This window comes from Vulcaniibacterium tengchongense (assembly GCF_003814555.1).
Lineage (GTDB): Bacteria > Pseudomonadota > Gammaproteobacteria > Xanthomonadales > Xanthomonadaceae > Vulcaniibacterium > Vulcaniibacterium tengchongense.
The window spans coordinates 877,525-892,196 of the sequence record NZ_RKQN01000001.1 but is presented as its reverse complement, the minus strand read 5'-3'; the positions used below and the strand labels follow the sequence as shown (position 1 = coordinate 892,196).

General features: G+C 71.4%; 10 protein-coding genes. 1 reads left to right on the top strand and 9 read right to left on the bottom strand.

What is annotated here, in order from left to right; translation table 11 throughout:
* Positions 1-22: 22 nt before the first annotated feature.
* The 6 genes from recJ to dapB all read right to left on the bottom strand — a co-directional run bounded on the left by recJ (position 23) and on the right by dapB (position 8,772).
* Entirely contained in the window at positions 23-1,738 is a 1,716-nt protein-coding gene (recJ, locus tag EDC50_RS04020; RefSeq protein WP_123769154.1) for a single-stranded-DNA-specific exonuclease RecJ, read from the bottom strand.
* Entirely contained in the window at positions 1,735-2,691 is a 957-nt protein-coding gene (locus tag EDC50_RS04015; protein WP_123769153.1) for a phosphoglycerate mutase, read from the bottom strand. The genes recJ and EDC50_RS04015 overlap by 4 nt, the downstream gene beginning before the upstream one ends.
* A 37-nt stretch (positions 2,692-2,728) precedes the next feature.
* The gene (greA, locus tag EDC50_RS04010; protein WP_123769152.1) at positions 2,729-3,205 is read right to left on the bottom strand and encodes a transcription elongation factor GreA; all 477 of its coding nucleotides are present in this window, start codon (positions 3,203-3,205) and stop codon (positions 2,729-2,731) included.
* Positions 3,206-3,467: 262 nt separating this feature from the next.
* Complete coding sequence (gene carB, locus EDC50_RS04005) at positions 3,468-6,719, bottom strand: carbamoyl-phosphate synthase large subunit (RefSeq protein ID WP_123769151.1); 3,252 nt, start codon at positions 6,717-6,719, stop codon at positions 3,468-3,470.
* 1 nt (position 6,720) lies between these two features.
* Positions 6,721-7,842 carry a glutamine-hydrolyzing carbamoyl-phosphate synthase small subunit gene (carA, locus tag EDC50_RS04000; protein WP_123769150.1) on the bottom strand — a complete coding sequence of 374 codons (1,122 nt, stop codon included), beginning with the start codon at positions 7,840-7,842 and terminating at the stop codon, positions 6,721-6,723.
* Positions 7,843-8,049: 207 nt separating this feature from the next.
* Positions 8,050-8,772 carry a 4-hydroxy-tetrahydrodipicolinate reductase gene (gene dapB / locus EDC50_RS03995; RefSeq protein WP_123769149.1) on the bottom strand — a complete coding sequence of 241 codons (723 nt, stop codon included), beginning with the start codon at positions 8,770-8,772 and terminating at the stop codon, positions 8,050-8,052.
* Between the two features lie 297 nt (positions 8,773-9,069).
* Between dapB and EDC50_RS03990 the strand changes: the two genes are divergently transcribed.
* Positions 9,070-10,578 carry a tyrosinase family protein gene (locus EDC50_RS03990; protein ID WP_123769148.1) on the top strand — a complete coding sequence of 503 codons (1,509 nt, stop codon included), beginning with the start codon at positions 9,070-9,072 and terminating at the stop codon, positions 10,576-10,578.
* Between the two features lie 139 nt (positions 10,579-10,717).
* On the opposite strand, the gene dnaJ is transcribed toward EDC50_RS03990, so the two are convergent.
* The 3 genes from dnaJ to grpE all read right to left on the bottom strand — a co-directional run bounded on the left by dnaJ (position 10,718) and on the right by grpE (position 14,635).
* Positions 10,718-11,842 (bottom strand): molecular chaperone DnaJ, encoded by a 1,125-nt coding sequence (dnaJ, locus tag EDC50_RS03985; protein ID WP_123769147.1) that lies wholly within the window; start codon positions 11,840-11,842, stop codon positions 10,718-10,720.
* Positions 11,843-11,965: 123 nt separating this feature from the next.
* Positions 11,966-13,888: a molecular chaperone DnaK gene (dnaK, locus tag EDC50_RS03980; protein ID WP_123769146.1), complete on the bottom strand. Its 1,923-nt coding sequence runs from the start codon at positions 13,886-13,888 to the stop codon at positions 11,966-11,968.
* A 186-nt stretch (positions 13,889-14,074) separates the two neighbouring features.
* Positions 14,075-14,635, bottom strand: a complete 561-nt coding sequence (grpE, locus tag EDC50_RS03975; RefSeq protein WP_242002952.1) for a nucleotide exchange factor GrpE — start codon at positions 14,633-14,635, stop codon at positions 14,075-14,077.
* Positions 14,636-14,672 lie beyond the last annotated feature (37 nt).

Sequence of the window (14,672 nt, the reverse complement as noted above, 5' to 3'; positions counted from 1 at the left end):
CCCCGGCCGCGCGGCGGCGGCGCTAGGCCGGTTGGCGATGGATCACCACGAGCTGGAACGCATCCCCGCCCCGGTAATCGTCCGGCTCGAGCCGGTAGACCACGCGCACCCGCGGCGGCGGCCGGCCGCCGTCCCAGCCGCCGAACTCGATCGCGTTCAGGCGCAGGCCGGCGCAACCGAGCGCCAGGCGCAGGTGGCGCTCGCCGACCGGACGCGCGTCGACCACGTCGAACTCGCCGTCGAACTGCGGTTCGGGGAAGCCCTGCCCCCACGGGCCGCCGTCGCGCAGCCATTCGGCGCTGGCACGGCAGAACTCCTCGGCGGCGAGTTCGCCGTCGCTGAGCAGCTCCGCCTGCAGCAGCTCGGGCGTCAGCGCCTCCGCGGCGCAGCGCTCGAACGCGGCGTGAAAGGCCTCCAGCGCCTCCCGCCGCAGCGAGAGCCCGGCCGCCATCGCGTGCCCGCCGAAACGTTCGATCAGGCCCGGATGGCGCGCGTCGATCTGGGCCAGCGCATCGCGGATGTGGAAGCCCGGCACCGAACGCGCCGAGCCGCGCAGCAGCGCCGCGCCGGATTCGGCCGGGGCGAACGCGATCGTCGGCCGGTGCAGGCGTTCCTTCAGCTTGGACGCGACCAGGCCGACCACGCCCGGATGCCATTCCGGATCGAACAGGCACAGCGCCGGCGGCAGCGCGCCCGCGCCCACCGCGACCCGCGCCAGCGCGCGCTCGGCCTCGTCGGTCATCTGCTGCTGCACCGCGCGGCGCTCGCCGTTGAGCCGGTCGAGGGTCTCGGCGATGTCGCGCGCCCGTGCCGGGTCGTCGGCGAGCAGGCACTCGATGCCGAGCGCCATGTCCTCCAGCCGGCCGGCGGCGTTGAGGCGCGGGCCGATCGCATAGCCGATGTCGGCCGCGGTCAAGCGCGAGGCGTCGCGCCGCGAGACCTCGATCAGCGCGCGCAACCCGGCGCAGCCCTGCCCGGCGCGCAGCCGGCGCAGGCCGGCGCCGACCAGGGCGCGGTTGTTCGCGTCCAGCGGCACCAGGTCGGCGACGGTGCCGACCGCGACCAGGTCCAGCAGCGCGCCCAGGTCCGGCGCCTCGCCGGCGAACGTGCCCTGCTCGCGCAGGCGCCGGCGCAGCGCCAGCAGCACGTAGAACATCACGCCGACGCCGGCCAGCGCCTTGCTCGGGAAGGCATCGCCCGGCAGGTTCGGGTCGACGATCGCGTCCGCCGGCGGCAGGCGTTCGCCGGGAAGATGGTGGTCGGTGACCAGAACCCGCCAGCCGCGCGCCTTGGCTGCGGCGACGCCGGCGTGGCAGGCGATGCCGTGGTCCACCGTGACCAGCAGCTCCGGCTGCAGCGCGGCCAGTTCTTCGACCAGGGCCGGCGACAGGCCGTAGCCGTGCACCATCCGGTTCGGCACCGCGTACGAGACCCGGCGCGCGCCGAGCAGCCGCAGCCCGCGCACGCCGAGCGCGCACGCGGTGGCGCCGTCGCAGTCGAAGTCGCCCACGACCACGATGTGGCGGTCTTCGGCGATCGCCTGCGCGAGCAAGGCGCTGGCCGCATCGAGGTTGCTCAGCCCGTCCGGCGGCAACAGGTGCGCGAGACGCGGTTGCGCCAGGGCCAGCGAAGTCGCGCCGCGCGCGGCGTAGATCCGCCGCAGCAAGGGCGGCAGGTGGTCGGGCCAGTCCCCGGCGGCGTCGCAGCTGCGGCGACGCACTCGCGGCGGCGGCCTCATTCGGCTGCGTCCCCGGCCAGCGGCGCCGCCAGCGACCGCAGGGGCTTGCGCCAGAAGCGCCAACGCTGGCCGGCGCGCAGCGTGTAGCGGACGCCGTCGGCGAACTCGATCCGCGCCTCGGCCAGCGCGCCGCCCTGCACCGCCGCGCGCAGCGGCGCGAACCAGGCGGTTTCCAGCATGGCGAGGTCGCGCGCCGCGCGCAGGTCGAACAGCGCTTCTCCCGCGCTCTCCCCCGGCCAGGCCGGCGGCAGCGGCCCGACGCGCGCACCGGCCAGGTGCGCGAGCGCCGCCAGGCCCTCATCGTCGCTGGCGATCCGCGCATACGGGCTGGAGACCCGGTCCGGCAGCCGGCCGGCGCCCCAGAACCACAGCGAGTTCACCGGCGCGCGCCCGGCGGCGGCGCGCTGCGCGTTGAGCGGATGGTGATGCAGCGCGATCTGGGCCTCGCTCAGCAGGGTGCGCCAGCGCCGCCCTTCCGGGCCGTCCGGCAACTGGTCGAACAGGTCCGCGCCGAGCGCGTGCTCCGGCGCGGCGAATTCGGGCAGGCGCGTGCCGGCGGGGAGGCGCAGATACCAGCGCGCCGGATGCGGCGCGTCCAGCGGGAAGCCGGCGTCGCCGAACAGCGGCTTGAGCGCCTGCAGCAGCGCGGCCGCGTCGGCCTCGCCCAGCGCCAGCGCTTCGCCGTAGGCGAGCAGGCGCGCGCCGTTGATGTCGGGGCGGATGTAGGCCGGATCGGCGCGCAGCCACAGCGCCTGGCCGGCGTCGCCGACGTCGCGCTGGCGGCTCGCGGCGGCCACCGGCCAGCCGCGCGGCCGCACGTCGAGCGCGCGCGCCGCCGGATCGCCCTCGAACCCGCTGCGCTCCGCGCGCGCCAGCCAGCGACCGGTCGCCTCGGACAGCCGCTGGCCGCCGAAGCGTTCGCGCGCGGGCAACAGCAACGTGGCGACGTTCATGGCGACGCGTTCGCTCCGGGCCCCGGGACGCGGCGCGTCACCCCAGGTACCGGACCGCGACGATCTCGTACTCGCGGGTACCGCCCGGCGCCTCGATCCGCACCGTGTCGCCCTCGTGCTTGCCGATCAGCGCGCGCGCCACCGGCGAGGAGATCGCGATCAGGCCCTGCTTGATGTCGGCTTCGAGGTCGCCGACGATCTGGTAGCTCTTGCGCTCGTCGGTCTCGACGTCGGCCAGCTCCACGGTGGCGCCGAACACCACGCGCGAGCCGGCGTTCAGCGAGGCCACGTCGATCACCTGCGCGTGCGACAGCTCGGCTTCCAGCTGCTTGATGCGGCCTTCGATGAAGCCCTGCTGCTCGCGCGCGGCGTGGTACTCGGCGTTTTCGCGCAGGTCGCCGTGGGCGCGGGCTTCGGCGATCGCGTTGATCACCGCCGGCCGCTTGACCGACTTCAATTCTTCCAGCTCGGCGCGCAGTCGCTGCGCGCCCTTCAGGGTCAGGGGTGCTCGCATGGCGTGAATTCCTCGTGCCGCGCCGGAACGTCCGGCCCGGCGGGCGATGGGCGTTGGATGGCCCGATTGTCTATCAGGTCGGCGGCCGGGCGGAAGCCTCTCGCGGGAACGCCAGCGCGCTCCCGCCGCGCGCCCTTGCGGAGCCTGTCGTCGCGCACGGCGGCCGCGAGGCCGCGAGGCGGCGAATCCGATCGGCTTGCCCGGGGCGGCTTCCGCCGGTCCCGGGCACCGCCGAGCGCGGCGCCTCGCCGACGACGCGGCCTCAGGCCGCGCCGTTCACCTCGGCATGCAACTCCTGCAGCGACCACACCGGGCCGGTGCCGCGGTGGTCGAGCGAGTTGACCAATGCGCGCGCGCCGGACACGGTGGTCGAGTAGGTCACGCGCTGCTGCAGCGCCTCGCGCCGGATCGAGAACGAGTCGTTGATCGCCTGCCGCCCTTCCGTGGTGTTGACGATGTAGACGATCTCGCCGTTCTTGATCAGGTCGACGATGTGCGGCCGGCCTTCGGTGACCTTGTTGATCCGCTCGCACGGCAACCCCTGCGCGGTCAGGAAGGCGTGGGTGCCGGCGGTCGCGACCAGGCTGTAGCCGCGCCGCAGCAGGTCCTGCGCCACCGGCAGCACGCGCTTCTTGTCGGGATCGCGCACCGAGACGAACACCTTGCCGCCCGGCGGCAGCGCCTTGATGCCGCCGGCCTCCTGCGCCCGGGCCATGGCCGCGCCGAAACTGCGGCCCACGCCCATCACCTCGCCGGTGGACCGCATCTCCGGGCCGAGGATCGGGTCCACGCCCGGGAACTTGGCGAACGGGAAGATCGCCTCCTTCACCGAGTAGTACGCCGGCACGACCTCGGCGGTGGCGCCCTGCTCGGCCAGCGTGCGGCCGACCATGCAGCGCGCCGCGATCTTGGCCAGCGGCACGCCGGTGGCCTTGGACACGAACGGCACCGTGCGCGAGGCGCGCGGGTTGACCTCGATCAGGTAGATCGTCTCCTGGCCCTGCTCGTCGAAGGTGATCGCGAACTGGGTGTTCATCAGGCCGACGACCTTCAGCGCCTTGGCCAGCGCCACCACCTGCGCGCGCAGCTTGTCCTGCACCTCCTTGGACAGCGAATACGGCGGCAGCGAGCAGGACGAGTCGCCGGAGTGCACGCCGGCCTCCTCGATGTGCTCCATCACGCCGCCGATCAGTACGTTGCCGTCCTGGTCGGCGATCACGTCGACGTCGACCTCGACCGCGCTGTCGAGGAAGCGGTCCAGCAGCACCGGCGAGTCGTTGGACACCTTCACCGCGTCGCGGATGTAGCGCTGCAGGTCGGCGTCGGAATGGACGATCTCCATCGCCCGGCCCCCGAGCACGTAGCTCGGGCGCACCACCAGCGGGTAGCCGATCTGCGAGGCCAGCAGCAGCGCCTCCTCCGGGTTGCGCGCGGTACGGTTCAGCGGCTGCGCCAGGCCCAGTTCGTGCACCAGCTTCTGGAAGCGCTCGCGGTCCTCGGCCAGGTCGATGCTGTCCGGGCTGGTGCCGATGATCGGCACGCCGTTGGCCTCCAGCGCGCGCGCCAGCTTCAGCGGCGTCTGCCCGCCGTACTGCACGATCACGCCCTTGGGCTTCTCCAGGTCGCAGATCTCCAGCACGTCCTCGAGCGTCAGCGGCTCGAAGTACAGGCGGTCGGAGGTGTCGTAGTCGGTCGACACGGTCTCCGGGTTGCAGTTGACCATGATGGTCTCGTAGCCGTCCTCGCGCAGGGCCAGCGCGGCATGCACGCAGCAGTAGTCGAACTCGATGCCCTGGCCGATGCGGTTCGGGCCGCCGCCGAGCACGATGATCTTGTCGCGGCCGCTCGGGTGGGCCTCGCACTCGTCCTCGTAGGTCGAGTACATGTAGGCGGTGGTGGTGGCGAACTCGGCCGCGCAGCTGTCCACGCGCTTGTACACCGGGCGCACGCCGAAGGCGCGGCGCAGGGTGCGCACCGCGGTCTCGTCGGTGCCGGTCAGTTGCGCCAGGCGCGCGTCGGAGAAGCCCATGCGCTTGAGCTGGCGCATGCGCGCCTTGTCCAGCGCCGACAGCCCGCCCTCGGCGACCTGCTTCTCGGCCACGACGATGTCCTCGATCTGGTCGAGGAACCACGGGTCCACCGACGACAGCGCATGGACCTCCTCCACGCCCATGCCGGCGCGGAACGCGTCGCCGATGTAGAACATGCGCTCCGGGCCCGGCTCCTTCAGCTCGCGCCTGAGCCGCGACAGGCCTTCCTCGCTGGACAGGTCCAGGCCGGTCGGGTCGAGGCCCACCTTGCCGGTCTCCAGCCCGCGCAACGCCTTCTGCAGCGACTCCTGGAAGGTGCGGCCCATCGCCATCACCTCGCCCACCGACTTCATCTGCGTGGTCAGGCGGGCGTCGGCCTGCGGAAACTTCTCGAACGCGAAGCGCGGGATCTTGGTGACGACGTAGTCGATCGAAGGTTCGAACGACGCCGGGGTCAGGCCGCCGGTGATCTCGTTCTTCAGCTCGTCCAGGGTGTAGCCGACCGCCAGCTTGGCCGCGACCTTGGCGATCGGGAAGCCGGTCGCCTTCGACGCCAGCGCCGAGGAGCGCGACACGCGCGGGTTCATCTCGATCACCACCACCCGGCCGGTCTGCGAGTTGACGCCGAACTGCACGTTGGAGCCGCCGGTGTCGACGCCGATCTTGCGCAGCACCGCGATCGAGGCGTCGCGCAGGCGCTGGTATTCCTTGTCGGTGAGCGTCTGCGCCGGGGCGACGGTGATCGAGTCGCCGGTGTGCACGCCCATCGCGTCGAAGTTCTCGATCGAGCAGACGATGATGCAGTTGTCCGCCTTGTCGCGGACCACCTCCATCTCGAACTCCTTCCAGCCCAGCACCGATTCCTCGACCAGGATCTCGTGCACCGGCGAGAGTTCCAGGCCGCGCTTGGCGATCTCCTCGAACTCCTCGCGGTTGTAGGCGATGCCGCCGCCGGTGCCGCCGAGGGTGAAGCTCGGGCGGATGATGGTGGGGTAACCGACCTTGGCCTGGATCTCCAGCGCCTGCTCGAAACTGCGGGCGACCTCGGCCTTCGGGCATTCCAGCCCGATCTCCGCCATCGCCACGCGGAACAGCTCGCGATCCTCGGCCATGCGGATCGCCTCGCGCGAGGCGCCGATCAGCTCGACGCCGTACTTCTCCAGCACGCCGTGGTCGGCGAGGTCGAGCGCGCAGTTGAGCGCGGTCTGCCCGCCCATGGTCGGCAGCAGCGCGTCCGGGCGCTCCTTGGCGATGATCTTCTCGACCGTCTGCCAGTTGATCGGCTCGATGTACACGGCGTCGGCCATGTTCGGGTCGGTCATGATCGTCGCCGGGTTGCTGTTGACCAGCACCACCCGGTAGCCCTCGTCGCGCAGCGCCTTGCACGCCTGCGCGCCGGAGTAGTCGAACTCGCAGGCCTGGCCGATCACGATCGGGCCGGCGCCGATGATCAGGACGGTCTTGATGTCGGTGCGCTTGGGCATGTCAACGCGCCTCCATCAGCGCAACGAACTTGTCGAACAGGGGGGCCACGTCGTGCGGGCCCGGGCTCGCTTCCGGATGGCCCTGGAAGCTGAAGGCCGGCGCGTCGGCGAGGGCGATGCCCTGGTTGGAGCCGTCGAACAGCGAACGGTGGGTCACGCGCACGTTCGCCGGCAGCGTCGCCTCGTCCACGGCGAAGCCGTGGTTCTGCGAGGTGATCATCACCCGGCCGGTGTCCAGGTCCACCACCGGGTGGTTGGCGCCATGGTGGCCGAACTTCATCTTCACCGTGCGCGCGCCCGCCGCCAGGCCGAGCAGCTGGTGGCCGAGGCAGATGCCGAAGGTCGGGATCCTCGCGGCGACGAACTCGCGGATCGCCGCGATCGCGTAGTCGCAGGGCTCCGGGTCGCCGGGGCCGTTGGACAGGAACACGCCGTCCGGATTCAGCGCCATCACGTCGGCGGCCGGCGTCTGCGCCGGCACCACGGTCAGGCGGCAGCCGCGCTCGGCGAGCATGCGCAGGATGTTGTACTTGACGCCGTAGTCGTAGGCCACCACGTGGAAGCGCGGCTCGGCGCGGACGAATTCGCCGCGATCCAGGTCCAGCTGGCCGTCGCGCCATTCGTAGCGCTCGCGCACGCTGACTTCCCTGGCCAGGTCCATGCCTTTCAGGCCGGGGAACTTGCGCGCGGCTTCGAGGGCCCCGTCGAGGTCGATCTCGCCCGCCATCAGCGCGCCGTTCTGCGCGCCCTTGTCGCGCAGCAGGCGGGTCAGCTTGCGCGTGTCGATGCCGGCGATGGCGACGATGCCGCGGCGCTGCAGCCACTGCGGCAGCGAGGCCCGGCTGCGCCAGCTGCTCGGCCGGCGCGGCACGTCGCGCACGATCAGGCCCGCGGCCCAGGCGCGGGCGGCTTCGTCGTCCTGGTCGGTGCAGCCGGTGTTGCCGATGTGCGGATAGGTCAGCGTCACCAGCTGCCGCGCGTAGGAAGGATCGGTCAGGATTTCCTGGTAGCCGGTAATGGCGGTGTTGAACACGACTTCGCCGACCGACAGGCCGGGCGCGCCTACGGAAACGCCCTCGAAGAACGTGCCGTCTTCGAGCGCGAGGATTGCGGGTTGGGTCACGGGGATCGCCTTGGCTGCCTGGGGTGTGCCGATCTCGCCCGCCGCAGGCGCCGGCCAAAACCGGGTTGCAGCAAAACGCGGACGCGGTGCGGGACCGGTCCGGCGGAAGAGATTCAGGCGAGCCGGAATTCTAGCGATTCGACGCCGCCGGCGCCAGCCTCGCGCGCCGCGCGCGGGTTCCGGCGTTCACCCGCGGCGCCGTACGGCTCAGCCGAGCAGATCGCGCACCCGGTACGCGCCGGGCGCGCGTCCGGCCAGGCGCGCCGCCACGTGCAGGGCGCCGCGCGCGAACACGTCGCGGTTGGTGGCGCGATGGACCAGCTCGATGCGCTCGCCCGGCGCGGCGAACTGCACCAGGTGCTCGCCGACGATGTCGCCGGCGCGCAACGACGCGTAGCGCGGCTGCGCGCCGCCGCGCTGCGCGCTCGCGCCCAGCGCCAGCGCGGTGCCGGACGGCGCGTCCTTCTTGTGCACGTGGTGCGACTCGACGATGTCGCAGTCCCAGCCGGGCAGCGCCGCGGCGGCACGCTCGACCAGCTCGTTGAGCACCGCCACGCCGAGGCTGAAGTTCGCCGCCCACAACACCGGGATCCGCGCCGCGGCCGCCTGCAGCGCCTCGCGCTGGTTCGCTTCCAGCCCCGTGGTGCCCGACACCAGGGCGGCGCCGCGCCGCTCGCACAGCCCCAGGATGCCGTCGAAGCCTTCGGGCAGGCTGAAGTCGATCGCCACGTCGAACTCGGGCGCGCCGCCGAGCTCGGCCGCGGCGAAATGGGCGACGCCCTCCACCACGCGTTGCGCCGGCTGCGTGCGCGACACCGCGGCGACCACGCTCAGGTCGTCGCGCTCCCCGGCCAGGCGCAGCAGCGCCTGGCCCATGCGGCCGGAGGCGCCGTGGACCAGGACTCTCACTCGTTCAGCGGCTGTTTGCATGGGCGAAGGCTAGCGGCTGGGGCCGGTCGCGAACAAGCGCGGCGGCCGCCGAGCGCCGCCACGGCGAGCGCTGCCGGTCGTCGGCTGCTTCACCAAGGTGACTCGGGCTGGCCTCGTTTCAACGGCCGTTACAGCCGATCCGCGCACGCCGCGTTGCCTTCGCCGTCACAGCGGGCCGGGTAGTCATCGCGCGTCGCTCATGCGACGCACGCCGCGTTTTCCGCCGCGAATCCTTCTGGGCGGAACGCGAAGAACAACAACAAACCACTACTACTACACGCACTCCGGAGAACGAACATGCCCTCCCTGTCCCGGCGCCGCTTCCTTTATGGATTGGCGGCCTCGCCGCTGCTGCTGCATCTGCCGAGCCTGAACGCGCAGGCCGCGCCCCTGATCCGCTACGACGCCAGCTCCGCGGCCGGCCAGGCCATGCTGCGGATCCTGGCTGGCGCGGTGGCGCAGATGCAGGCGCGCCCTGCCGACGATCCGCTGAGCTGGACCTGGCAGTGGTACACCCACTTCGTCGACGGCACGACCACCAAGGCCGACGAGATCGCCCGCATCTTCGGCGGCGTGGCCAGCCCCCGCAGCGTGCTGGCCGAGGAGGTCTGGAACACCTGCCAGTCGCACGCCGGCCAGAACCCGAACCATTTCCTGCCGTGGCACCGCCTGTTCGTGCAGTTCTTCGAGCAGATCGTGCGCACGGTCTCGGGCCGGCCCGACTTCACCCTGCCCTACTGGAACTACACCTCGTACGAGCCCACCAAGCGCGGCATCGTCCCGCACCGCTTCCGCCAACCCACCGACGCCACGTTCTCGGTGCTGTACCGGGCGGACCGCACCACCCTGGCCAACACCGGCCAGCCGATCCACCGCGACCAGCCCGGCGACGCGATGGACATCAGCCTGCCGATGTCCAAGGCCAACTACAGCAGCGCCGGCAGCGTGATGGGGTTCTGCCGCACCATCGACTCCGGCATCCACAGCCGCATCCACGTGCTGGTCGGCAACAGCCTCAACATGGGCTCGGTGCCCTATGCCGGCCGCGACCCGCTGTTCTGGGTGCACCACGCCAACGTCGACCGCATGTGGGCCAGCTGGAACCGCAACGGCGGCGTCAATCCGAGCACGGCGACGTGGGCGCAGACCGAGTTCGTGTTCGCCGACGGCAACGGCGACCGGGTGGTGTGCAAGCTGGTCGACTGCTTCGACATCGCGACGCTCGGCTACACCTACGACAAGTTCCTCACCCCGACCGGCACCGAGGTGGCCGCGACCGCCGCGACGATGAGCGCCGCCACGGCCGCCGCCGAGGGCATCCGCGCCGGCACGCCGGTGCGCGTGGCCGCGGCCCGCGCCGCGGCGGAGCTGGGCGGCGCCGGCCCGGTGCGGGTGGCGCTGCTGCCGGAGGCCGGCGCACGCCGGACCCAGGTGCTGGGCCTGGACCCCGTGGCGCCGGAAAAGCGCACCTACCTGGTGCTCAAGAACCTGCATACCTGGGCGCAGCCGGAGGTGCTCTACCACCTCTACCTGACGCCCGGCCGCGGCGGCGCGGCGGGTCCGGCGACCTACGTCGGCAACATCAACTTCTTCGACGCCGAGTTCCACGACCACGGCCACGGCAGCCCGCTCGACGAAGCCCTGGGCGAGAACTTCTACAGCTTCGACGTCACCGAGCTGCTGCGGAAGTTCGCGCGCGCGGGCGGCACCGCCGCGCGCGATTCGCTGACCTTGACCATCGTGCCCGGCGGCAGGCCCAAGGGCGGCCAGCCGATCGTGGCCACGATCGAGCTGGTGCAGCAGTAGGCGCGGTGGCGCTTCCGGCAGGGCCGTCCCGGCGGTTTGCCCGGATCGGACCGGCGCCGAGAGGGGCAACCGGCCCGCAACGCAGACGGCCCGCGGGTGCGGGCCGTCTTGCCGGTGGATGCGCAGCCCGGGCGCGATCTCAGGACGAGGACGTCATCCGGTCCCAGAAGCCCTTGACGCTGTCGAGGAAGGTCGAGGTGCGCGGCGAGTGCCGCCGCGCGCCTTCGCCGCTGAAGGTCGCCTCGAACTTCTCCAGCAGCTCGCGCTGCTCGGCGGTGAGGTTGACCGGCGTTTCCACCACCACCTTGCAGTACAGGTCGCCGGGGGCGCGGCTGCGCACCGAGCGCACCCCCTTGTCGCGCAGGCGGAACAGCTTGCCGGTCTGCGTCTCCGGCGGGATGCGCAGCTCGACCTCGCCGTCCAGCGTCGGCACGCGGATCACGTCGCCGAGCGCGGCCTGGGAGATGCGCACCGGCACCTCGCAGTGCAGATCGTCGCCGTCGCGCTGGAAGATCTCGTGCTCGCGCACGCGCACGTCGACGTACAGGTCGCCCGGCGGCGAACCGGCGGGCCCGGCCTCGCCCTCGCCGGCCAGGCGGATGCGGTCGCCGTTGTCGACGCCCGCGGGCACCTTGACCTGCAGCGTCTTGACCCGCTCGACCCGGCCCTGGCCGCGGCATTCCGCGCACGGATTGCGCACCGTCCGGCCGCGCCCGCCGCAATGCGGGCAGGTCTGCTGCATCGAGAAGATGCCGCGCTGGAACCGCACCTGGCCGCGACCGTGGCAGGTGGCGCAGGTGTCGAGCTTGCCGTCGGCCGAGCCGCTGCCGTCGCACGCGGCGCACTCGTCCAGGGTGGGGATCTCGATCTGCTTCTCGACCCCGAATACCGCCTCCTCCAGCGTCAGCTCCATCACGTAGCCGATGTCGGCGCCGCGCCGGGGCCCGCGTGCCGCGCCGGCGCCGAAGATGTTGCCGAAGATGTCGCCGAAGATGTCGCCCATGTCGGCGTAGCCGGGATCGGCGCCGCCGCCCATGCCGTGCTCGAACGCGGCGTGGCCGTGCTGGTCGTAGACGCGTCGCTTGCCGGCGTCGGAGAGGACCTCGTAGGCCTCCTTGCACTCCTTGAACGCGGCTTCGGCGGCCTTGTCGCCCGGGTTGCGGTCCGGGTGGTACTTCATCGCGCAGCGGCGATAGGCCTTCTTCAGTTCCGCCTCGCTGGCGTCGCGGGAGACGCCGAGGACTTCGTAGTAGTCGCGTTTCATGGAGCCGCTATTGGGGAGTCGAGATCGGGAACCGCCGAAACAGGCGCGGGACAGGAAAACGGGATTCGGACGAGCTGGATTGTGCCTGTCCGAATCCCGAATCCCCAATCCCGGATCCCGCTCTTACTTCTTGTCGTCCTTGACTTCGGTGAACTCCGCGTCGACCACGTCCTCGGACTTGGCGCCGCCGGTGCCGGCGCCGGCATCCGGCCCGCCCGGCTGCTGGCCGGCGGCGGCCGCGGCGAACAGCGACTGCGCCGCTTCCTCCAGGCTCTTCGACTTGGCCTCGATCTGGGCCTTGTCGTCGCCCTTCATCGCCGCTTCCAGCTCGGCGATCGCGCTCTCGGCGCGGCCGATCGCGTCGCCGGGCACCTTCTCGCCGTGCTCCTTGATCGCGCTGCGCGCGGTGTGGATCAGGCCGTCGGCGTGGTTGCGCGCCTGCACCAGCTCGTGGAACTTGCGGTCCTCCTCGCGGTGCGCCTCGGCGTCGGCGACCATCTTCTGGATCTCCTCCTCCGACAGGCCCGAGCCGGCCTTGATCTCGACCTTCTGCTCCTTGCCGGTCTTCTTGTCCTTGGCCGACACGTGCAGGATGCCGTTGGCGTCGATGTCGAACGACACCTCGATCTGCGGCATGCCGCGCGGCGCCGGCTCGATGCCGGTCAGGTCGAAGCGGGCCAGCGACTTGTTGTAGCGGGCCTGCTCGCGCTCGCCCTGGAGCACGTGCACCGTCACCGCGGACTGGTTGTCCTCGGCGGTGGAGAACACCTGCGAGGCCTTGGTCGGGATCGTGGTGTTCTTCTCGATGATCTTGGTCATCACGCCGCCGAGCGTCTCGATGCCCAGCGACAGCGGGGTCACGTCGAGCAGCAGCACGTCCTTGACGTCGCCGGCCAGCACGCCGCCCTGGATCGCGGCGCCGAGCGCCACGGCCTCGTCCGGGTTGACGTCCTTGCGCGGCTCCTTGCCGAAGAACTCGCCCACCGCCTGCTGCACCTTGGGCATGCGGGTCTGGCCGCCGACCAGGATCACCTCGCTGATCTCGCTGGCGCGCAGGCCGGCGTCGTTCAGCGCGACCCGGCACGGCTCGATCGTCTTCTTGATCAGGTCGTCGACCAGCGCCTCGAGCTTGGCCCGGGTCAGCTTGATGTTCAGGTGCTTCGGGCCGGAGGCGTCGGCGGTGATGTACGGCAGGTTGACCTCGGTCTGCTGGCTGCTGGACAGCTCGATCTTGGCGCGCTCGGCGGCGTCCTTCAGGCGCTGCAGCGCCAGCGGGTCCTTGCGCAGGTCGATGCCCTGGTCCTTCTGGAACTCCTCGACCAGGTAGTCGATCACGCGCTTGTCGAAGTCCTCGCCGCCGAGGAAGGTGTCGCCGTTGGTCGACAGCACCTCGACCTGCATCTCGCCGTCGACGTTGGCGATCTCGATGATCGAGATGTCGAAGGTGCCGCCGCCGAGGTCGTACACCGCGACCTTGCGGTCGCCGGCGCCCTTCTTGTCCAGGCCGTAGGCCAGCGCCGCCGCGGTCGGCTCGTTGATGATGCGCTTGACGTCCAGGCCGGCGATCTTGCCGGCGTCCTTGGTGGCCTGGCGCTGGCTGTCGTTGAAGTACGCCGGCACGGTGATGACCGCCTCGGTGACGGCCTCGCCCAGGTAGGCCTCGGCGGTCTTCTTCATCTTCGCCAGCACTTCGGCCGAGATCTGCTGCGGGGCCATCTTGCGGCCCTCGGCGGTCGCCACCCAGGCGTCGCCGTTGTCGTGCTGGACGATGCCGTAGGGCACCAGGTTGATGTCCTTCTGCACCTCGGCATCGGTGAACTTGCGGCCGATCAGGCGCTTCACCGCGAAGAAGGTGTTCTTCGGGTTGGTCACCGCCTGGCGCTTGGCCGAGGCGCCGACCAGCACCTCGCCGTCCTTGGTGAACGCGACGATCGACGGCGTGGTGCGATCGCCCTCGGCGTTTTCGATGACCCTGGCCTTGCCGCCCTCCATGATCGCCACGCACGAGTTGGTCGTGCCGAGGTCGATGCCGATGATCTTGCCCATGGTGTGTTCCCTCTCGAATCTTGACGTTTGCGGGGCGGTAAGTCCGCCGATGTGCGCTATCTGGGGCTGAAGCCCTGCCCTTCAAGGGGCGCGCCGCGGCCGTCGCCGGCCGCGGCGGCGGGTTCGCCGGAACCGCTTACGGCCCGCTCGCATGCCCTTGCGCCCGAACGATGCCGGACGCGGAAGTCACTCGGTCTTGGCCACGACCACTAGCGCCGGGCGCAACAGGCGCTCGTTCAGCAGCCAGCCCTTCTGGTAGACCTGGACCACGTGGCCGGGCGGATGCTCGGCGCTGTCGACCATGCTCATCGCCTGGTGGCGCTCGGGGTCGAACGGCTGGCCCTGCGGATCCACGGCGACCAGGCCGTTGTCGCCGACCACCTTCAGCAGCTGCCGCAGGGTCAGCTCCATGCCTTCGCGCAGGTGCCGGGCGGTGTCGCCCTCGACCTTGAGGCCGGCCTCGAGGCTGTCGATCACCGGCAGCAGATCGGACAGCAGGCGCTCGTTGGCGAACCTGCGCGCCATCTCGATCTCGCGCGCGATGCGCTTGCGCTGGTTGTCCAGGTCGGCGCGCTCGCGCAGCGCCTCCTCGCGCAGCTGCGCCAGTTCCGCCTGCACCGCTTCGAGCTGAGCGACCAGATCGGCGTGGCCCGGCGCCTCCTGCCGCTCGGCGCCGGGCTCGGCCGCGGGCGGACGGGCGTCGGCCGTGGGGTTGTGCTGCTGCTCGATGTCGCGGTGACTCGTCACTTCCTTCCTCCCTGCGCGAACGCGCACGAAATCCTGC

What these genes read in the sequence shown, in the direction of transcription:
- dnaK (WP_123769146.1), bottom strand. Translation starts at nt 13,888, where the DNA reads ATGGGCAAGATCATCGGCATCGACCTCGGCACGACCAACTCGTGCGTG.
- EDC50_RS03990 (WP_123769148.1), top strand. Translation starts at nt 9,070, where the DNA reads ATGCCCTCCCTGTCCCGGCGCCGCTTCCTTTATGGATTGGCGGCCTCG.
- recJ (WP_123769154.1), bottom strand. Translation starts at nt 1,738, where the DNA reads ATGAGGCCGCCGCCGCGAGTGCGTCGCCGCAGCTGCGACGCCGCCGGG.
- dapB (WP_123769149.1), bottom strand. Translation starts at nt 8,772, where the DNA reads ATGCAAACAGCCGCTGAACGAGTGAGAGTCCTGGTCCACGGCGCCTCC.
- EDC50_RS04015 (WP_123769153.1), bottom strand. Translation starts at nt 2,691, where the DNA reads ATGAACGTCGCCACGTTGCTGTTGCCCGCGCGCGAACGCTTCGGCGGC.
- carB (WP_123769151.1), bottom strand. Translation starts at nt 6,719, where the DNA reads ATGCCCAAGCGCACCGACATCAAGACCGTCCTGATCATCGGCGCCGGC.
- greA (WP_123769152.1), bottom strand. Translation starts at nt 3,205, where the DNA reads ATGCGAGCACCCCTGACCCTGAAGGGCGCGCAGCGACTGCGCGCCGAG.
- dnaJ (WP_123769147.1), bottom strand. Translation starts at nt 11,842, where the DNA reads ATGAAACGCGACTACTACGAAGTCCTCGGCGTCTCCCGCGACGCCAGC.